Origin of the sequence: Bradyrhizobium mercantei (assembly GCF_001982635.1) — a bacterium.
GTDB classification, from domain to species: Bacteria; Pseudomonadota; Alphaproteobacteria; order Rhizobiales; family Xanthobacteraceae; genus Bradyrhizobium; species Bradyrhizobium mercantei.
Genome location: NZ_MKFI01000004.1, coordinates 794,283 through 820,400 on the forward strand (window position 1 = coordinate 794,283; position 26,118 = coordinate 820,400).

Here is a 26,118-nt window from a genome sequence, read left to right on the forward strand (position 1 = left end):
GAGTGCGATGCCCGATACCGTCGTCAAGCCGAAAACCAGGACCAAGACCAAGGTCGAGCGGCCGCGCCTGCACAAGGTGATCCTGGTCAACGACGACTACACGCCGCGCGAATTCGTCGTCACCGTGCTGAAGGGTGAATTCCGCATGACCGACGATCAGGCCTACAAGGTGATGCTGACCGCGCATCAGCGCGGCGTCTGCGTGGTCGCGGTCTTCACCAGGGATGTCGCCGAGACCAAGGCGACGCGCGCCACCGATGCCGGCCGCGCCAAGGGCTACCCGCTGCTGTTCACCACCGAGCCCGAGGAATAGCGCGCATCACGGCCGCGCCGGCTCGGCCCGCTGGCTCGCCACGATATCCGCGACGACCGCACCCAGCACCAGCGCACCGCCAATGAGGGCGCGCGCTGACGGCACTTCGGCAAACGCCAGCCACACCCAGAACGGCATCAGCGGTGTTTCGAGGGTGGCGATCAGCGACGCCTGCGCGGACGGCAGCAATCTGGAGCCGACCGTAAACAAAGTGAGGCCGAGCCCGACCTGGCATGCCCCGAACATCGCGAGCACGCCGAGATCAGCGCCGCCGACCGCGCCGATCGCCTGCCCGAGCGGCAGGCTGATGACGCTGCCGAGGAAGTTCGAGAGCGCCGCAGCCGCGATCATCGGCGTGCCCCTGTGCCGTCGGATCACCACCGTCATCAGCGAAATCGCCAGCACCATCACGCAGGCAAGCCCGATACCCCTGTAGTCGGTGCTGCCCTCGGCGCCGCTGACGGTGATAGCCACCCCCGTGAGCGCGACGAGACTTGCCAGCAAGGTGCCGGGCCGCGCCCGCTCGCCGAGCCAAAGCCAGGCGATCGCAGCCGCCGCAAACGGCTGCATCGCGATCAGGATCGCGACGTTGGCGACGCTGGTCAGCTGCAGCGCCGGAATGAAGGTCACCATGCCGAAGGTCGACAGCCCGGCCACCAGCCATCCGCTCAAGGGCATCGCGACGAGATCGCGCACGCCGCGACGGCCCTGCACGGCGACCAGGAACAGCGCGATGGCGCCGCCACCGAACAGCCCGCGCCAGAACAGGATGGTCCAGGAATCGAAGTGCAGCAGCCGGGTGAAGAACGGCGCAGTGCTCCACGCCGCAGCTGCCGCCACGACCAGCGCAATCCCCTTGCGGTGCTGCGCGCCCGTGTCAGTCACATCGCACCGATGCTAGCTGGCCGCAGCGACCGGCGCCTCGTCGAACAGGCCATAGACCCGTTCGGCCTTGGCAAATCCCGCGATCGGAAACTCGCCGAGATCGCTCCAGCCGCCGTCATGGATGCCGGCGAAGCGCTCGGAGGCGACGACGGTGCGGCCGAGCCGGCCGGCGATCTTCTCCAGCCGCGCGGCGAGGTTGACCGCCGGGCCGATGCAGGTGAAGTCGAGCCGGTTGCCGCCGCCGATATTGCCGTAGAGCACGCGCCCGAGATGCAGCGCGACGCCGAAGCGGAAGCGCTCGACGGCATCGCCATTGGGAAATTGCAGCGCCTCGACGCCGGCGCGCGATGCCCTCGCGGCATCCAGCACCCGCGAGCAGACCTGCGCTTCGTCGCCGAGATATTCGTCGACCGGAAACACCGCGAGCAGGCCATCGCCCATGAATTTGAGCACCTCGCCGCCATGGTCGCGGATCGCGGTGACCTGGCAGTCGAAATAGAGGTTGAGGATCTCGACGACGGTCTCGGCCGGCAGGCGGTCCGACAGCGCGGTGAAGCCACGCAGGTCCGACAGCCAGATCGCGGCATCCATTGTGTCGGCATGGCCGCGCCGGATCTGGCCGCCCATGATGCGCTCGCCGGCGCGGTTGCCCACATAAGTGTCGAGCAGCAGCGCGGCGGTGCGGCGCAGCGTGATGATCTCGATATAGCGTGACAGCGGGACAGTGATCGAGCGGATCGCATCGAGCTGCTCGTCGGTGAAGCCGCCCGGTTGCTTGGTGGTCCAGCTCGAAGCATTCGGCGGACCGTCGGTATTGATCAGCGGCACGGCAATATAGTCGGTGACGCCTTCGGCCTGCAGGTCCACGACGATCGGAAAGCGCGCGCTGGCGGGGTCGTCTGCCCGTGCGCGCACTTCGATGCCCTTCTTGAAGACGATCGACAGCGGGCTGACGGCATATTCAGGCGTGTCCAGGATGTTGTGATCGACGGTACCGGTCTCGACCTCGGCGCCGGGCTTCCAGTAGAAATGGCGGCCGTAGATCTCGGGATGCAGCGTGCGCACGAACACGCCGATTCGCCACAATGGCAGGCCGGCCCGCACCAGGCGTTCGCAGCATTCCGCCATCATCTGCGGCGGGGTCGGCGCCGATAGCGCGCCGCCGATCATCCATTTGATGATATCCCGAAGCTCTGACGCGTTCATGGCAGTCCCCAAGGCGAGCACCCCGATCCGGTACCGCCATTATATAAGGGATCAGCGCCCGGTCTGCCCGCGGTCGCGCAGAAAATGATCCGCCAGCACGCAGGCCATCATGGCCTCGCCGACCGGCACCGCCCGGATGCCGACACAGGGGTCGTGGCGGCCCTTGGTCAGGATGTCGGTATCGGCGCCCTTGCGGTCCACGGTGCGGCGCGTAGTCAGGATCGAGGAGGTGGGCTTGACCGCAAAGCGCACCACCACCGGCTGACCGGTGGAGATGCCGCCGAGCACGCCGCCGGCGTGGTTGGACAGGAAACGCGTTCCGTTGTTGCCGGTCCGCATCTCGTCGGCGTTCTCCTCGCCAGTGAGCTCGGCGGCGCCGAAGCCGGCGCCGATCTCGACGCCCTTGACCGCGTTGATGCTCATCATCGCGGACGCCAGATCGCTGTCGAGCTTGGCGTAGATCGGCGCGCCGAGCCCCGCCGGCACGCCTTCGGCGACGACCTCGATGACGGCGCCGATCGAGGAGCCGCTCTTCCTGATGCCGTCGAGATAGCTTTCGAAGAACGCCGCCTTGTCCTTGTCGGGACAGAAGAACGGGTTGTTGGCGATCTCGTCCCAGTCCCACTTCTCGCGGTCGATCTTGTGCGGGCCCATCTGCACCAGCGCGCCGCGCACCTTCACTTCGGGCAGGACTTTTCGCGCAATCGCGCCGGCCGCGACGCGGGTCGCGGTCTCGCGTGCGGACGAACGCCCGCCGCCGCGGTAGTCGCGCAGGCCGTACTTCGCCTCATAGGTAAAGTCGGCGTGGCCGGGACGAAACTTGTCCTTGATCTCGGAATAATCCTTGGACCGCTGATCGGTGTTCTCGATCAAGAGCGCGATCGGCGTGCCGGTCGTGACCTGCACGCCGCTTTCCGGATGCGCCATCACACCGGACAGGATCTTCACCGCGTCCGGCTCCTGGCGCTGGGTCGTGAAGCGCGACTGGCCGGGCCTGCGGCGGTCGAGGTCGTGCTGGATCTCCTCCACGGTCAGGGGGATCATCGGCGGGCAGCCGTCCACCACGCAGCCGATCGCGACCCCATGGCTCTCGCCGAAGGTCGTGACGCGGAACATATGGCCGAAAGTATTGAAGGACATGGCGTGTCGTAACGCGCGGGGTCGGCAGCGTCAAACGGGTTTCATGACCTCGAGGACGCGGGCAGCCGGTTGGCCTTAACTATATTTCTGCAGCCCCGCGGCGCCGAACACGTAGACCGCGCCCTGCTCGATATAGAGCTCGGCGGCCGAGGCCGGCGTCTCGAAGCCGAGCGCCACCATCAGCGCCCGCGCCGTGCCGCCATGGGCGACGGCGACCGTGTCCGACGTCACCGAACCGTACCAGTCGGTCATCCGCGCCTGTACGTCGACATAGCTCTCGCCGCCCTCCGGCGCGACCTGCCACTTCTCGGCCAGGCGGCGGGCATAGACGGCAGGGTCCGCAGCCTGCGCCTGCGCCAGGGTCGAGCCTTCCCAGGTGCCGTAGCCGATCTCGCGCAGCCGCGCGTCGAGGGCATAGTCGCCCGGCGCCAGGCCGAGCCCGGCACGCACCAGCTCCATGGTCGCGCGCGCCCGGATCAGCGGGCTTGCGACGAACGGCAGCGTCGTCCTGTCACGGCCGTCGCGCGCCAGGAGATCGGCGAGGATGCGTCCGGCATGCGCCGCCTGGGCGCGGCCGCGCTCGTTGAGCGCGATGTCCTGCGTGCCCTGAAGCCGGCCTTCGGCGTTCCACGCGGTTTCGCCGTGGCGGATGTAGTAGATGGTTGGCACCGGCATTCCCGTAACGGCTGATCCTGAGCTGTCGGGCGCCTCACCACAGGCTTCCACGCCTCGAATTTTCCGGCTCGGAGGTACACCAGCGCTTCGGCTGGCGACAAGCCCAAATCCGCCGCAGCTGAGGCGCTCTGCGCGCAGGTCGTGCAACCGGAATAGCCACGCCGTTAGGGTGTTATGCTGGACAAGGCAGCTCATCGCCGAGACCATCGAAGACTGGATGCATGACCGCGTTTCGCCAAAGTGTCGAAGCCATGATTCCGGCGCTCCGCCGCTATGCGCGGGCGCTGACGCGCGACACCGACATCGCTGACGATCTGGTGCAGGACACGCTGGTGCGGGCGCTGCGCTCGGAGCGGCTGTTTCTCGGCGGCGACGTCAGGAGCTGGCTCTATACGATCCTGACCAATCTGAACAAGAACCGCAGGCGCTCGCTGGCGCGGCGGCCGCCTTTGATGCCGCTGCTCGACAACAATGCCGACGCCAGCGGCACCGAGGCGGAGGGACGCGACATCGAGCGCGCGCTGTCGACGCTGGTCGAAGAGCAACGCTCGGTGCTGCTGCTCGTGATGCTGGAGGGCATGAGCTACCGGGAGGTCGCCGACATCCAGGGCGTGCCGATCGGAACGGTGATGTCCCGCCTCGCCCGCGCGCGCGCCCATGTGCGGGCTTCGATCGAAGGGCAGCGCCCGGCGCTGCGGCGGGTGAAATGATAATGTGCGCGACCGCTGACGTTACGATGAGCGATTTTCGAACAAGATTTGGCAGAGACGACTGATATGACCGACCCGAACATCCCCGTCACCGAAGACGAGCTGCACGCTTACGTCGACAGCGAGCTGCCGGCCGAACGCCGCGGCGATGTCGAGGCCTGGCTCGCCACCCATCCTGACGACGCGGCGCGGGTGCAATCATGGCGCGCGATGGCCGAGACGCTGCATGCGCGCTACGACAGCGTGCTGGACGAGGCGGTGCCCAAGCGGCTCGAGCTCGAGCGGCTGGTGCGCCAGCCGCGCCGCTGGGTCTATGGCGCGGTGGCAGCGACGCTGATGGCCTTCGTCGCCGGCGGCGGCGTCGGCTGGGTTGCGCGCGGCGCATCTGCGACGCCGTCGACCTTCCAGAGCTTCACGCTCGATGCGCTCGATGCGCACCGCCTCTACGTGGTCGAGGTCCGTCACCCCGTCGAGGTGCCGGGCAGCGAGCGCGACCACCTGCAGCAATGGCTGACCAAGCGCTGCGGCTGGGATGTCCGCGCACCGGAGCTCAGCGGGCTGAAGCTGGTCGGCGGCCGCCTGCTGCCGGGGCCGAGCGGGCCGGCGTCGTTCCTGATGTATGAGAGCACGTCCGGGGAGCGCTTCACGGTCTACACCGCCAAGGTGAAGACCGAGGCGACCCAGATGCGCTATGCCGCGCAGGGCAGCGACGGCGCGCTGTTCTGGGCCGATCGCGGCGTCGCCTATGTCGTCAGCGGCGGCACCGACCGCACGCGCCTGACCCAGGTCGCGCAGGCCGTCTACGATCAGATGGAGAAGAGCGGCGGCTGACCTCCCGTAATTTTACGGGAGATCACGCCGTGAAATCGTGCCGTTCCGAGTAAGTGAATCCAGCCTCACTCAGAGTCCCAATTCCGACATCGAAAACTTCGATTCGCGTCATCGACGCGTCTCATTATCGCACCGGATGCTCACGCGAAGATGATCTGCGCCCGATCCGCCGATCGGCGCACGCGGCCTCGATTGGGGTTTTGTGTACCGCGCTGGTCCCCCTCTCGAGGCCGCACTCTTTTTCCGCCATCCGGTCTGCACGCCGCAGACCCGGAATTCGGACGGCCGGTCTTCCTTTGACGCGCTCACGGCGCGGCGTCTACCCCGATAGAGTCCGGGGTAGTTGCAGTTTCGCGTCTTCGCGTCTCTGGGGCGCGCTCCCGGCGGTCAGCCGAGATCGCTGCGCGGATTGTAGGGATTTCGCTCCCGCCACGTCTGCATCAATGCCTCAAGCTCGGCATCGTTCCCGTCGGGGAGGATGATGCGGGTCGTGACATAGAGGTCGCCGACGGCGCCCGGCTTCGACAGCCCCTTGCCCTTGAGGCGGAAGGTGCGGCCGCTCGAGGTGTTCTTCGGGATCGACAGTTCGACCGCGCTGCCGAGCGTCGGCACGCGGACCTTGCCGCCCAGCACCGCCTCGTAGAGGGTGATCGGCAGCTCGATCCGCAGATCGTTGCCGTCGATCTTGAAGAACGGATGCGGCGCGATCGAGATCGTGATCAGGAGATCGCCGGGCGGATGGCCCTGCGCGGTCTCGCCCTGCCCCTTCAGCCGGATCTGCTGGCCTGCGGTGACGCCGGGAGGAATCTTGACGTTGAGCTCGCGGCCGGTTGGCAGGCGGACGCGCTTGTCGCCGCCCCTGACCGATTCCTCCAGCGACACCGTCATGGCGACCGAAAGATCGAGGTCGACGCCGACCCCGCCGCCGTCGAATTCAAACGGACTGGCGCGCCCGGCGCGGGCGCCACCGCCGCTACGCGCGGCGTTGCCGAACATGCTGTTGAGGATGTCCTCGAAGCTGCCGCCACCCATGCCGCCGCCTCCGGGCCCGGAGCGGAAGCTGTACTCGAACCCGCCTGGACCGGCACGCCCGCCGGCGCCGCCGCCAGGAAACCCCTGGAAGCGCGGCTTGCCCTCGGCATCGATCTCGCCGCGATCGAACTGCTTGCGCTTGTCCTCGTCGCCGACGATCTCATTGGCCGAATTGATCTCCGAAAAGCGGGCAGCCGCCTTCGGGTCGTTCTTGTTGTTGTCAGGGTGATGCTTCTTGGCGAGCTTGCGATAGGCGCTCTTGATCGTCGCAGCGCTGGCGCTCCGCTGCACCCCCAAGACCTCATAGGGGTCGCGCATCCGTCACGTCTCCTTCACGGGAAAATCAGTTTGGCCGGGAACCCGTCCGGGCCCACTTTACCTTCATGTGGGGGCTCAGTGGCATTTTTGCAACTAGCCTCCGGTGCCCACTTCGCTTGAAAACGCTTTAATCACCCGGCTTCTGCCGGAACTCTCAGGACTTGCTCCAAGGTTTCAGGCTATGGATTTGCCAGCGACCTTGTCCAGCCTTGCAAGCGGCGCCCTGGAGCCAGGTCTCGGTGGCTCCGTTGACATAGCTGGCAAGGAAATCCCGGCACGTCTTGCCGTCCTCGCCCGAATAGGCCTGCGCCAGCGGCGTCACCGAGCCGCGCGCCCCGGTCTCGGGATTCTCCCAGGGCTGGCTGGAATCCTTGTCGCCCTTGGTCAGCACATCAGAGGCCGCGTTGCGGGCGAAAGCGAGATCGCTGTCGGTCGGCATCACAGCGTTGACCCGGGTCGGGCTGATCGAGCCCGTCACATCCTTGTCGTCCATCTTGGCGAAGGCATCGGTGCGCGACAGGCTGCAGCCGCTGGCGCCGACCCCGATCAGGATCAATGTCACCACCGCGCCCGCAGGGTGGATCGCCGATAGGCCAACGCGCCCCCATGCCCTATATAGGGTGAGTAACGCGCTCTCGGACGCGGGCGGATGCAAATCGGGACTCCTGACATGACCGACACGACCTCCATCAAACACCCGACACCGTTAACATCGGGTGATTTCACCGCGGCGGAGGAGCCGTTTGCCCTGTTCGGCGAATGGTTTGCGGAAGCGGTGAAGTCCGAGCCGAACGACCCGAACGCGATGGCGCTCGCAACCGTCGATGCCGACGGACTGCCCGACGTGCGCATGGTGCTGATGAAGGGCTTCGATGCCGACGGCTTCGTGTTCTACAGCCACATTGCGAGCGCCAAGGGCCGTGAATTGGCCGCAAATCCTAAGGCCGCTTTACTATTCCACTGGAAATCGCTGCGCCGGCAGGTGCGGATCCGCGGGCCGGTGACGCCGGTCACCGATGCCGAGGCCGACGCCTATTTCGCCACGAGGCCGAAGCAGGCGCAGATCGGCGCCTGGGCCAGCAAGCAGTCGCAGCCGCTGGAGAGCCGCTTCGCCTTCGAGCAGGCAATCGCCAAGGCCGGCGCCAAATACGTCATCGGCGAGGTGCCGCGTCCGCCAGGCTGGAGCGGCTGGCGGATCACGCCGCAGCGCTTCGAGTTCTGGCACGACCGCCCGTTCCGCCTGCACGACCGCGTCGAATTCCGCCGCGACGGCGCCGGCAGCACCTGGTCGAAGGTGCGGCTCTATCCCTGAAAAATAGCGACCGTCATGGCCGGGCAAAACTGCGAAGCGCGTCTTCGTGTAAGATGGCCCCGGCCATCGACGTCTTGATCCCAATCGTTCGAAGACGTCGATGCCCGGCACGTCGCCGCGCATGATGAAAATGAAAGAAACCGTCGATGACCCGCCCATCCAATGCACCGCGGCGCACGCTGCTCCTGACCGGCGCGAGCCGCGGCATCGGCCATGCCACGGCGATCCGGTTCTCGTCCGCCGGCTGGCGCGTCATCACGCTCTCGCGGCATGCGTTTCCGGAGGTCTGCCCGTGGGGCGCCGGACCGGAAGACCACATCGAGGTCGATCTCGGCAGCCATGACGACACCGTGCGCGCGATCTCCGAGATCCGGCGGCGGCTCGACAACGACGAACTGCACGCGCTGGTCAACAACGCCGCGATCTCGCCGAAGGCTACCGGCGGCGGCCGGCTCGGCACCATGGACACCGACATCGAGACCTGGACTCACGTTTTCCACGTCAACTTCTTCGCACCGATCATGATCGCGCGCGGGCTGATCGAGGAATTGAAGCACGCCAAGGGCGCGGTGGTGAACGTCACCTCGATCGCCGGCTCGCGCGTGCATCCGTTCGCGGGCGCGGCCTATGCGACGTCGAAGGCCGCACTTGCGGCGCTGACGCGCGAGATGGCATCGGACTTCGGGCGCGTCGGCGTTCGCGTCAACGCGATCGCGCCGGGCGAGATCGATACCTCGATCCTGTCGCCGGGCACCGAGAAGATCGTCGACCAGCAAATCCCGATGCATCGTCTCGGCACCCCGGACGAAGTCGCCAAGATCATTTACGTTCTCTGTACGGAGACCAGCTCTTACGTGAACGGTGCGGAAATCCACATTAACGGTGGTCAGCACGTCTGAGCTTGGGATGAGCCGCTATTTCGCGGAGGGAGGTTTCGAGGCGATCCCGGCCGCCGCCGCGGCCGTACTGGATGGCTTCACTTGTTGCTTCACTTGCAGGCGTAACAACGCAAACGAGGCTTCTGCCTCCGAGGCTTCGGCCTCTCAGTCTGCGTAGAACCGACGCGATTTCTTCTCGGGTTGGCGCAGCGCGACATCGTTCAGCGCGCTGGAGCAGTCGTCTTCGTCCTCGCCATCCAGCAACGCAGCGCCACAGTAACGGCAAAGTCTCGGCGAGATCGCCTGCACCTTGCCTGCTGCGCGGTCCTGTTGATAGCGCGCAAAGTCGATGACGTTACGCCGTGGCGTTATGATCTTCTCAACCATTGCTGTCCTCCGGCTTCGAGGCGGGCGTTATCGCAGACAAATTTCGCCCAAACGTTCAGCGCAACGCTCAAATTTTAGGAGAGGAAATAAGGCAGTTGCCCTAATCCCAAAATGCGACGCGTGCTCTGAAAAAACAGCCGTTACAGCCACTTTTTCCACTTGAAGATCCAGTACGGCACGATCGCCGCAATCAGCATCAGCACCAGCGCGAACGGATAGCCGTGCGGCCATTCGAGTTCCGGCATGAGCTTGAAATTCATGCCGTAGATCGACGCAATCAGCGTCGGCGGCATCAGGACCACCGCCATCACCGAGAACAGCTTGATGATGTTGTTCTGTTCCAGATTGACCACGCCGAGCATGGCGTCGAGCACGAAGGTGATCTTGTTGGAGAGATAGGAGGCGTGGTCGGTCAGTGAGGCCACGTCACGCTGCATGGTCTTGAGCTGCTCGCGCATATCCTTGGACCATTTCACCCCTTCCACGATTGCGGAGAGGAAGGTGACGAGGCGGCCGATCGAGACCAGGCTTTCGCGAACCTTCGAGGTCATGTCGCCCTTGCGGCCGATCGTGATCAGGATTTGGGAATATTGCTTGGCGTGGCCGTGGCGCTCGCTCTCCGGCTCGAAAATGTCGTGCGAGACCTGGTCGATGTCGGCCCCGCAGCGCTCCAGGAGGTCCGCGCAACGGTCGATCACAGCGTCCAGCAGTTCCATCAGCACCTGCTCGCCGGTGATGCCGGGAGCACAGGCGCGGGCCAGCTTGTTCTCGACCAGCGCGAATGGCTTCGGCAGGTCGTAGCGCACCGTGACCAGGCGGTGGCTGGTCAGGATGAAGGTGACCGCCGTGGTGCGCGGCATATCGGTGTCGGATTGGCACATCAGCGTCGCCGTCATGTAGCGCGCGCTGTTCTCGATATAGAGCCGGCTGGAGATCTCGATCTCCTGCATGTCTTCCCGGGTCGGAACCGCGATCCCTGCCAGCTTCTCGACAGCCCGGTCCTCCTCCACCGTCGGGTTCACGAGGTCGACCCAGACCGCGCCCTCCGGCAGCGCGTCGAGGTCGGTGGCGGCGGCCTTCTTGAGGGAAAACTCGGAGGGTACGAACACCGACAGCATCAGGAACTCCGAGATACAGGGCTGGAAACAGGGCTGGCAGGACCCGCCGACTTAGCGCGATTCTGGCTGGCGCTTCATGACCGGGGCATTAACCGGGTATCCATCTTTGTGGCGGCCAAGTGGCGAACAAGAGGGCGGTGACACGGTTCGGACTCGACGACCGTTGCCTGTTTGCACAAAAACCGGTCCCACGCCAGAACAGTTGCGGCAAAAAAGCCACAGATCACGTCCCGCGATGCGGGAAAGCCATCTAAAGTCTGGGAAGAACGACGGGTTTCGGCGATAATGCCACTCATGGAATCGTGGCGTTTGGGGCGTAATGTTGGCGCTTTGAGACGCGGATTTTCGATTGGAATGTAATCATGTCGTCGCTCAAAGTTACCCTCGGGATCCTGGCCGCGGGCCTGATGTTGTCGGGCTGCATGCAGGCCACGACCTACGAGGCAACAAATACTGCTGCCTTCAAGCCGCGTGACAAGGAACTCCTCGCCAAGACCACCTACGTCAAGACGCCGGTGGCCGAACCGTTCCGCCGCGCCATCGTCGAATATCACCGCAAGGAAGCCCCCGGCTCCATCGTGGTCGATTCCGACAACCACTACCTTTATTACGTGCTGAACGACGGCAAGGCGATCCGCTACGGCATCACCGTCGGCGAAGAAGCCATGGCCTGGTCCGGCATTGCCAAGGTCGGCAGCATGACCGAATGGCCGGCCTGGCACCCGACACCCGGTGAGATCTCGCGCCTCGGCGTTCCGACCTTCGTGGCACCGGGCCCGGACAATCCGATGGGCTCGCGCGCGATGTATCTCTACTCGGGCGGCAAGGACACGCTGTTCCGCATCCACGGCACCAACCAGCCGGAATACATCGGTTCCTCGATCTCCTCGGGCTGCATCCGCATGACCAACGAGGACGTCATCGACCTCTACAACCGCGTCAAGCTCGGCACCATCGTCGTGGTGCTGGAGCCGAAGCACGGCGACTCGCCCTACAAGCCGCAGATGGCCTTGCAGGGCGGCGGCAACGTCCCCTTCTGATCCCCGATCACGTCGCAATTGCGATCAAAGGCGCCGGCTTTGCCGGCGCTTTTTTGTTGGCTGCGGCTTGCTCTCGACGCTGCTCCCGGGCGCGGCCGCATCATCTGACACCCGTGCGTCCGGCTTGCCGTCGTCCGCCTTGTCATGTTCCGTCTTGTCATGTTCGGCCTTGGGGGCATCGGCCTTGCCGCCCTCGGATTTGGCGGCGACCTCACGCGGCGGCGCCTCTTCGGGGCGCCCGGCCGGCATGAGCGGCGCGACCTGCGGTAGCGGGTCGTACACGTTCCACTGGCAGATCCGGTAGTCGTTGCGACGCTGCGCCAGATCGAGATGGATGTGATCCTCGTGGTACCAGTCCGAGCCCGGACCGAGCACGGTGGAGAAGCGGGCGCAGACCGAATGCAGCACGGTCTCGCGCAAGGTCCGCGGCACGCTGCGGTCGGTCAGCGAGATCGACTTGCCGTTGGCGAGACCGAAAGCGCGCACATCGAGCGCATTGGCGCGGCCATGCTCGGAGAGCTGCGCGCCGACGATGCGATTGCGGCCGCGACACTCGAACGAATCGAAATTGTCGAGATCGCTGATCCCGCCGCCGAGGCTCTGCGCGAGCGGGGCGATATCGGTGCGGACCCAATCCGCGACCGCAGCCGCCATTTTGCAGCGGAGGATCGCCGCGGGCTTGAGCGCGACCTTGCGCTTGTCGGGCAGTACGATGGCCTCGAGCCGCACCAGATCCTCGCCGCCGCAGCCGCCGGCGCCATGGATATCCGGAATGCTCGGCGCGATCGCGATCTCCTCGGTGAGGGCCTGCCGGCAGGCCGACAGCTGCGGCGCGAGCGGCTCGGCCGGCCTGGCTGCTTCGGCAGGCTTAACGGCTTCGCCAGGCTTAATGGCTTCGCCAGGCTTGGCCGCCTCGCTGGGCCTGGCAGCCTCGGCTGGAGGCTGCGTCTCGGCCGCCGGCGGCTCGGGCTCGGCTGCGGCAGGCGCGTCTGCCGGGCGCGGCTTCGGCAGCGGCACCGCTGAACGGCGAACCACTTTGTGCGCCCGGTGCGGCCTTGTGCCGAACAAGTCGTCCCACGGAAAGCTCGGCGTGCCGCGGGCAGCCTCCGCGGGCTCCGCTTGCATGCCAACGGAAAGCGAAAGGCAAAGCAACACGGCGGCAGCGGTAACCATTGCCGCGCCCCCGCGACGAAACGCGCCATCAGGCCATTTTCGGCTTGCTTTCTCCGCGCTACAGTTCATGTCAGTTCCATGATTTTACTGCCGGCCGTCCAAGATGCCGGCGGATCATGCGTGAGGATCGAGGAGGGATTTGCGTATGCTTGGCTTGATGCAAGATTGGCCCTTGCTGTGCCACAAGATTATTGAGCACGCCGCCAAATATCACGGCACGCAGGAAGTCGTGACGCGGTCGGTCGAGGGCCCGATCCATCGCACCACCTACGCCCAGATCCATGCCCGCGCGCTGAAGGTCTCGCAGAGCCTGGAGCGCGACGGCATCAAGCTCGGCGACCGCGTCGCCACCATCGCCTGGAACACGTGGCGCCACCTCGAGGTCTGGTACGGCATCATGGGGATCGGCGCGATCTGCCATACGGTCAATCCGCGGCTGTTTCCGGAACAGATCGCCTGGATCGTCAACCACGCCCAAGACCGCATCGTCATTACCGACCTCACCTTCGTTCCGGTGCTGGAGAAGATCGCAAGCCAGCTGCCGAGCGTCGAGCGCTACGTGGTGCTGACCGACAAGGCGCACATGCCGCAGACCACGCTGAAGAACGCGGTCGCCTATGAGGACTGGATCGCGGCATCCGACGGCAAGTTCGAGTGGAAGACCTTCGACGAGAACACCGCGGCGGCGATGTGCTACACCTCCGGCACGACGGGCGATCCCAAGGGTGTCCTGTATTCGCACCGTTCCAACGTGTTGCACGCGCTGATGGCCAACTCGAAGGACGCGCTGGGCACCTCCGCCTCGGACACAATGCTTCCGGTGGTCCCCTTGTTCCATGCCAACAGCTGGGGCATCGCCTTCTCGGCGCCGTCGATGGGCACCAAGCTCGTGATGCCGGGCCCGAAGCTCGACGGCGCCTCGGTCTACGAGCTGCTGTCGACCGAGAAGGTCACCCATACCGCGGGTGTTCCGACGGTGTGGCTGATGCTGCTGCAATACATGGCCGCCAACAATCTCAAGCTGCCGGATCTGCAGATGGTGATCTGCGGCGGCTCGGCGATGCCGCGCTCGATGATCAAGGCGTTCCTCGACATGGGCAGCCAGGTGCGCCACGCCTGGGGCATGACCGAGATGAGCCCGCTCGGCACGCTCGCGACGCTGAAGCCGCCGTTCACCGATCGCAGCGGCGAGGAACGGCTCGACATCCTGCAGACCCAGGGTTACCCGCCGTTCGGCGTCGAGATGAAGATCACCGACGATGCCGGCAAGGAGCTGCCGTGGGACGGCAAGACCTTCGGCCGCCTCAAGGTCTCGGGTCCCGCGATCGCCAAGGCCTATTTCCGCGTCGACGCCAATATCCTCGATGATGCCGGCTTCTTCGACACCGGCGACGTCTCGACCATGGACGAGCACGGCTACATGCGGATCACCGACCGCTCCAAGGACGTGATCAAGTCCGGCGGCGAATGGATCTCCTCGATCGACCTCGAGAACCTCGCGGTTGGCCATCCGGCGGTGGCCGAAGCCGCCGTGATCGGCGTCCATCACCCCAAATGGGACGAGCGGCCGCTCCTGATCGTGCAACTCAAGCAGGGGCAGAGCGCCACGCGCGAGGACATCCTGAAGTTCATGGACGGCAAGATCGCCAAATGGTGGATGCCCGACGACGTCGCCTTCGTCGATGGCATCCCGCACACCGCGACCGGCAAGATCCTGAAGACGGCGCTGCGCGATCAGTTCAAGGACTATACCTTCCCGACCGCCGCGGCGTGACGATTCACCCTCCCCTGGAGTGGGAGGGTCGGCTCACATTGAGCAAAGCGAGATGTGAGGCGGGGTGGGGTGATCTCTCCATTCGGGCAGTGCCCGTGCTGAGAGATCAGCGCATTCCATGCACGGCGATCCTCCCCCTCCGGGGGAGGATAAGAACACTGCCCAAATCCCTTGAATTCGCCGCAGGTCCGTGGTCTCACACGGTCATTGGCGGCGGCTGAGGTCGCCCGGGGACATCTCAACCGGCAGATATTTCGACGATGGCGCGCAGGTTTTCCGCTCCCTACCAGCAGGAGCCCGTGTCCGGTCTCGCCACCTGGTCGCGCAACCTCGCTATCTTCTCCGTCGTCGCGGTGGTGGTCTCGATCCTGATCGTCCGGTTCGGGTTCCTGGAGGTCAAGCCGGCGCTGGCGACCTTCTTCGGCGCGCTGGGCCTGGCCGGCCTGTCGATCCTGCTCGGGCTCGCCGCCTTCGCCGCGATCTGGCAGAACGGCACCCGCGGCATGGGCAGGATTCTGCTCGCGCTCCTGATCGACGCGGCGATTCTCGCCTACCCGGCGTACCTCATTTATCAGTACCGCAAGCTGCCGCGGCTCTACGACGTCACCACCGATCCGATCGACCCGCCGAAGTTCGAGGCGCTGGCGCGGCTGCGCACCGGGGAAGGCACCAATCCGGCCGCCTACGCCGGCCTCGCTTCGGCCGAGCGGCAGCGCGCGGCCTATCCGGATATCGAAACCGTCGAACTGGAAACCCCGGTCGACCGTGCCTATGAGCTGACCCTACGGTTGGTCAACCGCCGCAAATGGCTCGTCATCGACGCACGCGCGCCGCAGCCGCCGCGCCGGATCGGACGGATCGAGGCGGTGGCGCGCACGCCGATCATGGGCTTCCGCGAGGACGTCTCGATCCGGGTCACGCCTGATGACGAGGACTCGCGCGTCGATATCCGCTCCGCGTCGCGCTATTTCGACACCGATCTCGGCAGCAACGCCGCGCGGGTCAAGAAGCTGATCGAGGACCTCAACACCGCCGCCGAAAACGACAATTCGAAGCCGGCGAAGAAGGCGGCCCCGGTCGCGCCCAAGGCGCCGCCGGCGAAGACGGTGAAGAAATAGCCCCTATCCTCGTCATTCCGGGGCGCGCGCAGCGCGAGCCCTCAGGTGCGCAATTGCGCACCGGGGAATGACGAATGGAGGAAGGCCTCACACCATCCGGTACGTGCCGCCGATCACCGGATCGCCGTCGGTCGCCACGACGCCGCGCGCGACCAGGTCCTCCAGATGCGCCAGCACCGAATAACCGGCGGCATTGGCGAGCCGCGGGTCGAGCCCGATATAGATCGCCCGCACCATGGTCGGGATATCGGCCTCGCCCTTGCCGAGGCGGTGCAGGATCGAGGCCTCGCGCGCCCGGCGATGCCGCGCCAGGAAGCGGACGTAGCGCGGGCCTTCCGGGATCTCCGGGCCGTGGCCTGAGAAATAGAGCTGCTCGGGTCGCTGCTCCAGCCGTTCCAGCGAAGCCATGTAGTCGATCATCGACCCGTCGGGCGGCGCCACGATCGAGGTCGACCAACCCATCACATGGTCGCCGACGAAATTGATGCTGCGCTCGGTCCACGCGAACGCCAGGTGATTGGCGGTGTGGCCGGGGGTGGCGACCGCCTCCAGCGCGAAGCCCGCGCCCTCGATGACGTCGCCGTGCTTGACCTCGACATCGGGCCGGAAATCGCGGTCGGCGCCCGATTCCGGATTGTGCTTCTCGCTCTCGAAGCGCGGCCGCGAGGCACGGTGCGGTCCCTCGGCGTAGACAGGCGCACCGGTCGCGGCCTTGATCCGCGGCGTGTTCGGCGAATGGTCGCGATGGGTATGGGTGACCAGGATGTGGGTCACGGTCTCGCCCTTGACCGCCTCGAGCAGCGCCCTGGCATGGGCCTCGTCGTCGGGACCGGGATCGATGATCGCGACCTTGCCCTGCCCCACGATGTAGCTGACCGTGCCGGTGAAGGTGAACGGGCTCGGATTGTTGCAGAGGACGCGCCGGACGCCAGGGCGGACCTGCTCGACCACGCCGGGCTTCAGCGGGAAATCGCGGTTGAACGGGATGTCGTCGTTGTCGGCCATGGCTTTTGCCCGTGATATCCGGATTCTCTTTGCCCCCGTCATGCCCGGGCTTGTCCCGGGCATCTACGTCTTCCTTTGCGAGTCCCAAGACGTGGATGGCCGGGACAAGCCCGGCCATGACGGTGATTGGGTGCGGCGTGTCCTTACGAGAACGCCTGGATGCCGGTGATCGCGCGGCCGAGGATCAGCGCGTGGACGTCGTGCGTGCCCTCATAGGTGTTCACCGTCTCGAGGTTCGCGGCGTGGCGCATCACGTGATACTCGATCTGGATGCCGTTGCCGCCGTGCATGTCGCGCGCCATGCGGGCGATGTCGAGCGACTTGCCGCAATTGTTGCGCTTGACGATCGAGATCATCTCCGGCGCCATCTTGCCCTCGTCCATCAGGCGGCCGACGCGCAAGGAGGCCTGCAGGCCGAGCGCGATCTCGGTCTCCATGTCGGCGAGCTTCTTCTGCACCAGCTGGGTGGCGGCGAGCGGCCGGTTGAACTGCTTGCGGTCGAGCGTGTACTGGCGCGCGCGGTGCATGCAGTCCTCGGCGGCGCCGAGCGCGCCCCAGGAGATGCCGTAGCGGGCGCGGTTGAGACAGCCGAACGGACCCTTGAGGCCGGAGACGTTGGGCAGCAGCGCGCTTTCCGGCACCACGACGTTGTCGAGCACGATCTCACCGGTGATCGAGGCACGGAGCGAGAGCTTGCCGCCGACCTTCGGCGCCGACAGGCCCTTCATGCCCTTCTCGAGGATGAAGCCGCGGATCTGATTGTCGTGCGCGGCCGACTTGGCCCACACCACGAACACGTCGGCGATCGGCGCATTCGAAATCCACATCTTGGCGCCGTTGAGCTTGTAGCCGTCGGCCACCTTCTCGGCGCGGGTCTTCATGCCGCCGGGATCGGAACCGGCATCCGGCTCGGTCAGGCCGAAGCAGCCGACCCATTCGCCGGTCGCGAGCTTGGGCAGATACTTCTTGCGCTGGTTCTCGTCGCCATAGGCGTAGATCGGATACATCACCAGCGACGACTGCACCGAGTTCATCGAGCGATAGCCGCTATCGACACGCTCGATCTCGCGCGCCACCAGGCCATAGGCCACGTAGCTCGCATTGGCGCAGCCATATTCCTCGGGCAGCGTCACGCCGATCAGGCCGAGCTCACCCATCTCGTTGAAGATCTCGCGGTCGGTCTTCTCTTCCAGATAGGCCTTGGTGACCCGCGGCAACAGCTTGTCCTGCGCATAGGCCCGCGCGGTGTCGCGGATCAGGCGCTCGTCTTCGGTCAACTGATCGTCGAGCAGGAACGGATCATCCCACTGGAAGCTGGCCGCAGCCGGCTTGTCCTTGGCCTGGGGGCGCACGCTCATGAAACATCCTTTCGCATCGTCTATCGGAAATTGGCGGATAAATTAAAGCGCTATGCTGCCAAGCGCAATTGAATTGGGCGCATGCCGTCCCAGGGGCGACGCGCACGCATCGCGCCCGGAATGACCCGCATCAGACGTCGAACTTCTCGTTCGACACGATCTCGATGCCGAATCCGGACAAACCCTTGTAGTCGTGCACCGACGACGTCAGGTGCCGGATCGAGGTGATGCCGAGATCGCGCAGGATTTGCGCGCCGACGCCGACTTCGCGCCATTGCTTGTTGCGATCGGCTTCCGCGGACTTCTGCTCGCCCACCGGCTGGACCGGAACACCGGCAGCCCCGTCGCGCAGATATACCAGCACGCCGCGGCCGGCATCCTTGAAATGCCGCAACACGGCTTCCATCCGCGCCGGCCCGGTGAAGAGGTCCTTGACGATGTTGGGCTTGTGCAGCCGGGTCAGCACGTCCCGGCCGTCGCCGATGCCGTTGTAGACGAAGGCGGCATGCATGATCTCGTCGAACGGCGAGCGATAGGCGTAGCCCTGCAGCGGGCCGATCGGGCTTTCGGTGGTGAAGGTCGCGACCCGCTCGATCAGCTTCTCGCGGGCCTGGCGATAGGCGATCATATCAGCGATCGTGACGTGCTTGAGCTTGTGGGCGGCGGCGAATTTCGCGACCTGCTCGCCCTTCATCACGGTTCCATCGTCGTTCATCAGCTCGCTGATGACGCCGACCGGCGGCAGGCCCGAGAGCCGGCACAGATCGACCGCGGCCTCGGTATGGCCGGAGCGCAGCAGCACGCCGCCGTCGCGCGCGATCAGCGGGAAGATGTGGCCGGGGCGCGCAAAATCATTGGCGCCGGCATTGGGATTGGCGAGCGCGCGGCAGCAGGAGGCGCGTTCCTCGGCCGAGATGCCGGTGCCGCCATCGGGCTTGTAGTCAATCGAGACGGTGAAGGCCGTGGTGTGGTTGGACTCGTTGTGCGCCACCATCGGGTCGAGCCGCAGCCGGCGGGCGTCCTCGGTGGTGATCGGCGCACAGACAATGCCGGAGGTGTGGCGGATGATGAAGGCCATCTTTTCCGCCGTGCAGAACGACGCCGCGACGATCAGATCGCCCTCGCCTTCCCGATCGTCATCGTCGGTGACGACGACGAGTTCACCCTTCGCAAAGGCTTGCAGCACTTCCTGGATCGTATCGGCCATTGTCCTGACATCTCGCTATATGCAGGCAGTGGATTAGCCGGGTTCCGATGTCAGCGCCAGTATCATTATGCAACCCGCCATGCGTCCGGCAGGCACCGACCGGCAGGCATACCAGGCCGCTTCACCTCTCCCAAAGGGAGAGGTCGGATTGCATCGCCAGATGCAATCCGGGTGAGGGGTTGCATCCCTCGTGAGAGCCAAGCCCCCTCACCCGATTTGCTGCGCAAATCGACCTCTCCCCGATGGGGAGAGGTAAGGACAGCCTTGAGACTGGTGTTACGGCAGCACCTCGCGCCGGTCGCTGAGCTGGGCGTCCAGCTCGGCGCGCTTGTCGTCGAGCAGGCCGGCATCGGCCGCCTCGATCACCGAATAGAGCTCGCCGGCGTCGCTGAGCCGGGTCACCGTCACGTAATCGGCGCCGGCGGCGTAGAGATCATCGACGCCGGTCAAGAGATCGGCGGTGGCGACGATCCGCGCGTCCGGATTGAGGGCGCGGACGTGACGCACCAGCTTCTCATTGTCGGCGCCGACCAAGAGGAAATCCGGCACGCTCAGGATGATGATCTCGGCCTTGCCGATGCCGGCATGGACCAGGGTGTCGACATTGCTGATGTCGCCATAGATCACATGCATGCCGCGGTCGGACAGCGTGCGGAACACCAGCGGATTGAAGTCGATGACGCTGATCTGCTCGAGCAGCGACTGGTTCTGCCGCTCGATCTGGCTGATCAGCGCGCTCGCCGCCCGGAAAAAGCCCAGGATCACGATGCGCCTGATCTCGCCATGTCCGCTCTCGTGCCCGGCCTCGCCGCGTCCCTCGCCCTCCTGGTCGAGGTCGCGCAGCCCGATCCGCTTCAAGGGACCGATCAGACCGCGCACGATCTGATCGCTACGGCCCATCGCGAAGGTCGAGAGCACCGCCAGCACCACGAAGGCGAACGAGGCCGCATTCGCGGTCTCGGTGGCGATATGGTTGGCGGCGACGCCGGTCTGGATCACCACCAGCGAGAACTCGGAAATCTGCGCCAGGTTGATCGCCGGCAGCAGGCTGGCGCGGAGGCCCTGCTTCATCAGATAGAGCGGCGTGAAGGTCGTGACCAGGCGGCTCGCCACCGTGAAGGCCGCGATGACGAGCGCAAGCCAGATCACCGAGAGGCCGGGAATCGGGATCGTCATGCCGAGCGCGACGAAGAACAGCGTGATGAAGAAATCCCGGAGCGTCGTGACCTTGGCGGTGACGTCGAGTGCGTAGGGAAAGGTCGAGATCGAGACGCCGGCGACCAGCGAGCCCATCTCGCGCGACAGATGCAGCCGCTCGGCGATCTCGCCGATCAGGAAGCACCAGGCGAGCGCACCGAGCAGCACGAGCTCCGGCCGGCGCGCGATCTGGTGGAACAGCCGGGGCAGAACGTAGCGGCTCAGCACCAGCGCGGTCGCGACCAGCGCGGCGACGCGGGCGATCGACAGCAGAACGACGCTGACCTGCAGATTGTCGAGGCTCGGCTGCACCGCCAGGAACAGGATCGCGAAGATGTCCTGCAGCACCAGCACGCCGAGCGTGATCCGGCCCGGCAGCGTATCCAGCTCGCGCTTCTCGTAGAGCACCTTGACGATGATGACGGTCGAGGACAGCGCGCAGGCGACGCAGAGATAGATCGCGTCGAACTTGCCGCCGCCGATCGCAAGCCCGATTCCGGCAAAGAACGCGACGCCGATCAGGCAGCCGCCGATCAGCTCGCCGGCGCCGGCGAACAGGATGACCTTGCCGGCACGGATGATCTTCTTGAGGTCGATTTCCAGCCCGATCATGAACAGCATGAAGATCAGGCCGAGCTCGGAGATGACGCTGATCGACTCCTGGGACTTGACCCAGCCCATGCCGAATGGACCAATGAAAAAGCCGGCGATAAGGTAGGCCAGTATCAGCGGTTGCCGGGAGAAATGGGCAAGCAGCCCGAGCCCCCAGGCAAACAGGATACAGAGCGTGATATCACCGACTAGTTCATGCATGCGTCAAAGACTTCCTGTTGCCGCAACCTAGAGGGCCGGGCGTGAGGATCAACAGAGCAATGTGTCACATCCGCGCAGGCGGCATTTTTCTGGCAGTTTTGCTCTGCCTGCTCACCGTGCGCATGACAGAGGCGCTAGCACAATCCCCAGCAAGTATTGAACAAAATTTTGCGAACTCGCTGACAACGGTGCCATCGGAGGGGCTCACGGCGACAGGTGCATTCTACGTGCCGGTGTATTCCAGCGTGTCGATGAGCCAGGGCAAGCTCAGGGCCGATTTCTCGGTGACGCTCAGCGTGCACAACGCCTCCGAGACCAGGCCGCTGGTGCTGAAGCGGATCGCCTATTTCGACACATCAGGCAAGATGGTGGAGAGCTACCTCAAATCGCCGATCGCGCTAAAACCGTTTGCGACCGTCGAGGTCTCGATCGCCACGACCGATACCCGCGGCGGCACCGGCGCGAATTTCGTGGTCGATTGGGCCGCGGCCGGCGAGATCGCGGAACCTGCGGTCGAGGCTCTGATGGTCGGCAGCGTCGGCGCCGGGCACTACGCCTTCATCAGCCAGGGCCGTCCGATCAGGCTGACCGGCAAGAACTGAATTGAACTGACTTCACGGAAGGCCGCTTCCGGCGGGCCTTCTCAACGACAACAACACGGAGCGAAACGTCCATGTCCACCTCAGCCCAGTTCGACTTTGCACCCCTGCTCCCGGCCGGTCTACCTGCGCCGGCCGCGCGCTGGACCGGGCTCGCCAAATACAGCTTCGTCGGCGGCAACAACGATCCCGACCAGGTGCCGGTCGATGGACTGCTGGAAGCGGTCAATGCCGTGCTGAAGCGCGAGGGCAGGAATCTGGCGACCTACAATCTCGCGCACGGGCCACAGGGCTATTTGCCGTTGCGCCAGTTCCTGACCGAGAAGCTGAAGCGCGACGCCGCGATCACCTGCACGGCGGACGAGATCATGATCGTCTCCGGCTCGCTGCAGGCGCTCGACCTGGTCAATCAGACGCTGCTCGCCAAGGGCGATACCGTGCTGATCGAGCAGGAAACCTATCAGGGCTCGCTGAACCGGCTGACCCGGCTCGGCGTCAACGCGGTCGGCATTCCCCTCGACGGCGAGGGCATCCGGATCGATGCGCTGGCGGCTGCGCTCGCCGATCACAAGCGGCGCGGCGTCACGCCGAAATACATCTACACCATCCCGACGGTGCAGAACCCGACCGGCTCGATTCTCCCCGAGAGCCGCCGCACCGAGATGCTGAAGCTGTCGAAGGAATACGGCGTGCCGATCTTCGAGGACGATTGCTATGCCGATCTGATCTGGAACGGCGAACGGCCGCCTGCGATCTACGCCATGAGCACGCATGGCGGCGTGATCCATATCGGCTCGTTCTCGAAGTCGATTGCCCCGGCACTGCGGGTCGGCTTCATCGTCGCGCCGTGGGAGATCATGTCGCGGATGCTGCCGCTGAAGACCGATGCCGGTTCCGGCGCGCTGGAGCAGATGGTGCTCGCGGAATATTGCGCGCCGCATTTTGCGACCCACGTGCCGCGGCTGACCAAGGGCCTGCGCGCCAAGCTCGACACGCTGATGGAGGCGCTGAACGAGCAGTTCGGCACCTCGGCCGAATTCGAGGCGCCGAAGGGCGGCATCTTCCTCTGGGTCAAGTTGCCCGACAATGTCGACACGCTGAAGCTCTACCAGGCGGCGCTCGCCGCCGGCGTCTCGATCAATCCGGGACCGGAATGGTCGACCAGCAAGGCGCATTCCGGCAGCCGGCTGCGCCTCTGCTTCGCCAGCCCCTCGCACGAGCAGATCCGCGAGGGCGTCGCGGTGCTCGCGGAGGTGTGCCGCAAGGAGTTCGGCGTGCCCGCGCGCAGCAGCAATGTGGAGAAGCGCGGCTAGCCGTTCGCGTACGGCAAGATGGATTGCTTCGCTTCGCTCGCAATGACGGATGCCCTGTCCCCGTCATTGCGAGGAGCGCAGCGACGAAGCAATCCATGCCTCCGCTAGCTCGCCCCTACCGCACCGAAAACGGCGCCTGGTAGGGCCGACCGAACGGCACGCCGTTGACCACGGTCTGCACCGGCTTCAGCTGCAGATTGCCGTCGCGCTTGTTGTTGCGGGTGTCGACGAAGGTGACCGGCCCTTCGACGAGATCCATGATCGCGACATCGCCCGGCGCGCCGCGCTGCAGCGTGCCGATCTTCGGGGTGCGGTTGATGATCCGCGCCGGCACCGAGGTCGCCATCGCCACCACCTGATCCAGCGAGGAGCCCATCGCCAGGAACTTGCTCATCACGTTGGGCAGGAACGGAATGCCGGGCGAGTTGCCCGAGAAGACATGGATGTCGGAGGAGATCGTATCCGGCGTGCAGCCCGCGGGGATCGCGATCTCGGCCACGGTGAAATCGAAGCTGCCGCCGCCATGGCCGACGTCGAACAACACGCCGCGCTGCTTGGCCGCAAGCGCCGCCGGCAGCAGCTTGCCATCCTGCACGATGTTGGTGAAGGCACCCGACATGTTCGGCGCCCCGGAATAGGCGTGGGTGAGGATATCGCCCGGGCGCAGCAGATCGAGGATGTCGGACATCAACTCCTTGGTCTCGACGCCGCCGATATGCACCATCATCCGCGCCGGCCAGCCGCACATCTCGCAGGCCAGGATACCGCGCTTCAGCGGTTCGATGCCGTGCTTGAAGATGACGTTTTCCGACATCCGCACCTTGACGCCGATCAGGAAGTCCGGGTTCTCGGCGAGCGCCATCGCGCAGGCCTCGACCTGGGCGTTGTCGATGTTGTAGAGCTCGGCCACCGGGAAGGCCGACAGGCCGTTGTTGGCGATGTGGACGAAGGCGTAGATCCGCGCCCGCGACTGCGCCACGATGAAGCGGCGCAGCGCCGCGAGATTGTTGACGCCGGCATCGCCGGCCGAGACCACGGTCGTGGTGCCCTGGAATTGCACCAGCTCGTCGGCGGGAATGCCGATCGCCGATCCGTAAGGGTAGACGTGGCAGTGCAGATCGACGAGGCCCGGCATTACGAGTTTGCCCGACGCGTCGATGGTCTTGCTGGCACGCGCGGCGGGTATCTCTTCCTCGATCGCCTCGATGAAACCCCAGCGGATGCCGATGTCGCGCTTGCCGCGCAGCGACTGGCTGGGATCGATCACGTCGCCGCTCTTGATCACGAGATCGAACTTGTCGTCGGGCCCCATCGCCGCGGCAGCCGGCCCCGCGATGACAGCAGCAGCGGCCGATCCCGTACCCTTCAAGAAATCCCGGCGTGAAAATTCGCTCACGGCAACGTCCCCCCGAACATTGATTTTTGTGGCGCGATGATGCGTCGGACACGGTGGTTACGCAAGGCCACCTGAACAACCGTTCAGAAAACTCCGCCGGTTCCTGAGGAACGTTTCGATGCCTGCACGGTTTTCTCCCCGCATCATTTGAGGAGGATGAAATGAAAAAGATTGGTTTTGTTCTTGCGGCGATTGGTACGCTTGCGGTAGCCGTCCCGTCGATCGCGAGTGCCGAGACCGTCGTGATCAAGCGCGGCCATCATCATCACTGGGATCGTGGCTGGGGCGCGCGCGCCGAGTTTCGCCATGACCGTGGCTGGCATCGCGGCTGGCATCACGACCGTGACCGCACGGTTGTGATCAGGCGCGACCGCTACTAACGACCAACACAAACGAGACCGACACAACGGAAAATGGCTCCTCGCGGAGCCATTTTTTAATTCTACGTCTTGATCAGATGCTCGTCGGGCTCAATCCCACGCCGGTGCAAAGCCCGGATTGACGCAGCGCATGTCCTTGCGCAGCGCAGCGATCGCCTTGCGGTCTGCATCGTCGAGCTTGACCTTCAGGGCGTCGAGATTCGCCTGCTGGCTTTCGGCGCGCGAGGCCTTCGGTATCGCCGCAACACCGTCCTGGTCGAGGAGCCATTTCAGCGCCACCTGGGCTGCGGTCCCGCCATGCTTGCGGCCGATCTTCGCCAGCGTCTCGTCGGTCGCAAAGCGGCCCTGGGCCAGCGGACAATAGGCCACCAGCGGGATCGATTTCGCGGCAAGATATGTCCGCACCGCCGTCTGATCCAGCATCGCGTGATATTCGATCTGGTTGCAGGCGATCGGCGCCTTGATGTCCTCGACCACGGTCTTGAGCAGCGCGGTGGTGAAATTGGCGACGCCGATCGCGCGGACGCGGCCCTCCTGCTTCAGCTGCATCAGCGTCTCGAACACGGCGGCCAGCTTCATGCTCCGCGACGGCCAGTGCACCAGATAGAGGTCGACGTGATCGAGTTGCAGCTTGTTCAGGCTGGCGTCGAACGCCCTGCGGATCGCATCCGGCGCCAAATTCTCGTGCCAGACCTTGGTGGTGACATGCAGGTCCTTGCGCGCGACGTTGGAGGCCGCGATGGCCGCGCCGATCGCCTCTTCATTGCCGTACATCTCGGCGGTGTCGATGTGGCGGTAACCGAGCCCGAGCGCGCTCTCGACCGCCGTGCGGCAGGCATCGCCCTGCATGCGGAAAGTGCCGAGCCCGAGCTGCGGCAGGCTGATGCCCTGTGTCTGCAGATTGTCCATGGATAGCTCCTGACGCGTGGGACGCCGATGT

The 26,118-nt window shown here is 65.2% G+C and carries 26 protein-coding genes; 11 read left to right on the forward strand and 15 right to left on the reverse strand.

Annotated elements, in window-relative coordinates:
* Nucleotides 1-7 precede the first annotated feature (7 nt).
* On the forward strand, nucleotides 8-313 hold the full coding sequence (gene clpS, locus BI327_RS21665; protein WP_021076758.1) for an ATP-dependent Clp protease adapter ClpS: 306 nt from the start codon (nucleotides 8-10) through the stop codon (nucleotides 311-313).
* A gap of 6 nt (nucleotides 314-319) precedes the next feature.
* On the opposite strand, the gene BI327_RS21670 is transcribed toward clpS, so the two are convergent.
* The 4 genes from BI327_RS21670 to BI327_RS21685 all read right to left on the reverse strand — a co-directional run bounded on the left by BI327_RS21670 (nucleotide 320) and on the right by BI327_RS21685 (nucleotide 4,219).
* Entirely contained in the window at nucleotides 320-1,198 is an 879-nt protein-coding gene (locus BI327_RS21670) for a DMT family transporter (RefSeq protein WP_076862775.1), read from the reverse strand.
* A 12-nt stretch (nucleotides 1,199-1,210) separates the two neighbouring features.
* Nucleotides 1,211-2,404: an adenylate/guanylate cyclase domain-containing protein gene (locus tag BI327_RS21675; protein ID WP_076862776.1), complete on the reverse strand. Its 1,194-nt coding sequence runs from the start codon at nucleotides 2,402-2,404 to the stop codon at nucleotides 1,211-1,213.
* A 51-nt stretch (nucleotides 2,405-2,455) separates the two neighbouring features.
* Entirely contained in the window at nucleotides 2,456-3,544 is a 1,089-nt protein-coding gene (gene aroC / locus BI327_RS21680; RefSeq protein ID WP_024580648.1) for a chorismate synthase, read from the reverse strand.
* Between the two features lie 75 nt (nucleotides 3,545-3,619).
* Complete coding sequence (locus BI327_RS21685; protein ID WP_076862777.1) at nucleotides 3,620-4,219, reverse strand: histidine phosphatase family protein; 600 nt, start codon at nucleotides 4,217-4,219, stop codon at nucleotides 3,620-3,622.
* A gap of 221 nt (nucleotides 4,220-4,440) precedes the next feature.
* On the opposite strand from BI327_RS21685, the gene BI327_RS21690 reads away from it, so the two are divergent.
* Together BI327_RS21690 and BI327_RS21695 are read left to right on the forward strand one after the other, a co-directional pair.
* Nucleotides 4,441-4,929, forward strand: a complete 489-nt coding sequence (locus tag BI327_RS21690) for a sigma-70 family RNA polymerase sigma factor (RefSeq protein ID WP_021076763.1) — start codon at nucleotides 4,441-4,443, stop codon at nucleotides 4,927-4,929.
* Nucleotides 4,930-4,995: 66 nt separating this feature from the next.
* Complete coding sequence (locus BI327_RS21695) at nucleotides 4,996-5,760, forward strand: anti-sigma factor family protein (protein ID WP_076862778.1); 765 nt, start codon at nucleotides 4,996-4,998, stop codon at nucleotides 5,758-5,760.
* A 387-nt stretch (nucleotides 5,761-6,147) separates the two neighbouring features.
* Here the strand turns inward: BI327_RS21695 and BI327_RS21700 are convergent, their stop codons facing one another.
* Together BI327_RS21700 and BI327_RS21705 are read right to left on the reverse strand one after the other, a co-directional pair.
* The gene (locus tag BI327_RS21700) at nucleotides 6,148-7,110 is read right to left on the reverse strand and encodes a DnaJ C-terminal domain-containing protein (RefSeq protein ID WP_076862779.1); all 963 of its coding nucleotides are present in this window, start codon (nucleotides 7,108-7,110) and stop codon (nucleotides 6,148-6,150) included.
* A gap of 154 nt (nucleotides 7,111-7,264) precedes the next feature.
* Entirely contained in the window at nucleotides 7,265-7,672 is a 408-nt protein-coding gene (locus tag BI327_RS21705) for an RT0821/Lpp0805 family surface protein (protein WP_076863184.1), read from the reverse strand.
* A 108-nt stretch (nucleotides 7,673-7,780) separates the two neighbouring features.
* Between BI327_RS21705 and pdxH the strand changes: the two genes are divergently transcribed.
* Entirely contained in the window at nucleotides 7,781-8,422 is a 642-nt protein-coding gene (gene pdxH / locus BI327_RS21710; protein ID WP_076862780.1) for a pyridoxamine 5'-phosphate oxidase, read from the forward strand.
* 146 nt (nucleotides 8,423-8,568) lie between these two features.
* Entirely contained in the window at nucleotides 8,569-9,321 is a 753-nt protein-coding gene (locus BI327_RS21715; protein WP_076862781.1) for an SDR family NAD(P)-dependent oxidoreductase, read from the forward strand.
* A 144-nt stretch (nucleotides 9,322-9,465) separates the two neighbouring features.
* Here BI327_RS21715 and BI327_RS21720 read toward each other — a convergent pair whose 3' ends face one another.
* Together BI327_RS21720 and BI327_RS21725 are read right to left on the reverse strand one after the other, a co-directional pair.
* Nucleotides 9,466-9,687 carry a hypothetical protein gene (locus BI327_RS21720; protein ID WP_076862782.1) on the reverse strand — a complete coding sequence of 74 codons (222 nt, stop codon included), beginning with the start codon at nucleotides 9,685-9,687 and terminating at the stop codon, nucleotides 9,466-9,468.
* Between the two features lie 140 nt (nucleotides 9,688-9,827).
* Nucleotides 9,828-10,805, reverse strand: coding sequence for a magnesium transporter CorA family protein (locus BI327_RS21725; RefSeq protein ID WP_076862783.1), 978 nt, complete (start codon nucleotides 10,803-10,805; stop codon nucleotides 9,828-9,830).
* A gap of 362 nt (nucleotides 10,806-11,167) precedes the next feature.
* Between BI327_RS21725 and BI327_RS21730 the strand changes: the two genes are divergently transcribed.
* Nucleotides 11,168-11,845, forward strand: a complete 678-nt coding sequence (locus BI327_RS21730; protein WP_076862784.1) for a L,D-transpeptidase — start codon at nucleotides 11,168-11,170, stop codon at nucleotides 11,843-11,845.
* A gap of 24 nt (nucleotides 11,846-11,869) precedes the next feature.
* On the opposite strand, the gene BI327_RS21735 is transcribed toward BI327_RS21730, so the two are convergent.
* Nucleotides 11,870-13,087, reverse strand: coding sequence for an extensin family protein (locus tag BI327_RS21735; protein ID WP_076862785.1), 1,218 nt, complete (start codon nucleotides 13,085-13,087; stop codon nucleotides 11,870-11,872).
* 76 nt (nucleotides 13,088-13,163) lie between these two features.
* Between BI327_RS21735 and BI327_RS21740 the strand changes: the two genes are divergently transcribed.
* Nucleotides 13,164-14,792 carry a fatty-acid--CoA ligase gene (locus tag BI327_RS21740; RefSeq protein ID WP_076862786.1) on the forward strand — a complete coding sequence of 543 codons (1,629 nt, stop codon included), beginning with the start codon at nucleotides 13,164-13,166 and terminating at the stop codon, nucleotides 14,790-14,792.
* A 260-nt stretch (nucleotides 14,793-15,052) separates the two neighbouring features.
* Nucleotides 15,053-15,910, forward strand: a complete 858-nt coding sequence (locus tag BI327_RS21745) for a DUF1499 domain-containing protein (RefSeq protein ID WP_076862787.1) — start codon at nucleotides 15,053-15,055, stop codon at nucleotides 15,908-15,910.
* 87 nt (nucleotides 15,911-15,997) lie between these two features.
* On the opposite strand, the gene BI327_RS21750 is transcribed toward BI327_RS21745, so the two are convergent.
* From BI327_RS21750 to BI327_RS21765, 4 genes are all read right to left on the reverse strand, one after another.
* Nucleotides 15,998-16,915 (reverse strand): MBL fold metallo-hydrolase, encoded by a 918-nt coding sequence (locus BI327_RS21750; RefSeq protein ID WP_076862788.1) that lies wholly within the window; start codon nucleotides 16,913-16,915, stop codon nucleotides 15,998-16,000.
* Nucleotides 16,916-17,058: 143 nt separating this feature from the next.
* Nucleotides 17,059-18,273 carry an acyl-CoA dehydrogenase gene (locus tag BI327_RS21755; RefSeq protein WP_050402375.1) on the reverse strand — a complete coding sequence of 405 codons (1,215 nt, stop codon included), beginning with the start codon at nucleotides 18,271-18,273 and terminating at the stop codon, nucleotides 17,059-17,061.
* A gap of 130 nt (nucleotides 18,274-18,403) precedes the next feature.
* Entirely contained in the window at nucleotides 18,404-19,480 is a 1,077-nt protein-coding gene (gene ribB / locus BI327_RS21760; RefSeq protein WP_076862789.1) for a 3,4-dihydroxy-2-butanone-4-phosphate synthase, read from the reverse strand.
* A gap of 276 nt (nucleotides 19,481-19,756) precedes the next feature.
* Nucleotides 19,757-21,490, reverse strand: a complete 1,734-nt coding sequence (locus BI327_RS21765) for a cation:proton antiporter (RefSeq protein WP_076862790.1) — start codon at nucleotides 21,488-21,490, stop codon at nucleotides 19,757-19,759.
* 59 nt (nucleotides 21,491-21,549) lie between these two features.
* Here BI327_RS21765 and BI327_RS21770 point away from each other — a divergent pair, with 59 nt between their 5' ends.
* The gene (locus BI327_RS21770) at nucleotides 21,550-22,092 is read left to right on the forward strand and encodes a DUF3124 domain-containing protein (RefSeq protein WP_394329876.1); all 543 of its coding nucleotides are present in this window, start codon (nucleotides 21,550-21,552) and stop codon (nucleotides 22,090-22,092) included.
* A gap of 71 nt (nucleotides 22,093-22,163) precedes the next feature.
* Entirely contained in the window at nucleotides 22,164-23,402 is a 1,239-nt protein-coding gene (locus BI327_RS21775; protein ID WP_076862791.1) for an aminotransferase-like domain-containing protein, read from the forward strand.
* A 115-nt stretch (nucleotides 23,403-23,517) separates the two neighbouring features.
* On the opposite strand, the gene BI327_RS21780 is transcribed toward BI327_RS21775, so the two are convergent.
* Nucleotides 23,518-24,798: an amidohydrolase family protein gene (locus BI327_RS21780; protein ID WP_076862792.1), complete on the reverse strand. Its 1,281-nt coding sequence runs from the start codon at nucleotides 24,796-24,798 to the stop codon at nucleotides 23,518-23,520.
* A gap of 161 nt (nucleotides 24,799-24,959) precedes the next feature.
* On the opposite strand from BI327_RS21780, the gene BI327_RS21785 reads away from it, so the two are divergent.
* Nucleotides 24,960-25,178, forward strand: a complete 219-nt coding sequence (locus BI327_RS21785) for a hypothetical protein (protein ID WP_076862793.1) — start codon at nucleotides 24,960-24,962, stop codon at nucleotides 25,176-25,178.
* A gap of 90 nt (nucleotides 25,179-25,268) precedes the next feature.
* On the opposite strand, the gene BI327_RS21790 is transcribed toward BI327_RS21785, so the two are convergent.
* Nucleotides 25,269-26,087 carry an aldo/keto reductase gene (locus BI327_RS21790; protein ID WP_076862794.1) on the reverse strand — a complete coding sequence of 273 codons (819 nt, stop codon included), beginning with the start codon at nucleotides 26,085-26,087 and terminating at the stop codon, nucleotides 25,269-25,271.
* Nucleotides 26,088-26,118 lie beyond the last annotated feature (31 nt).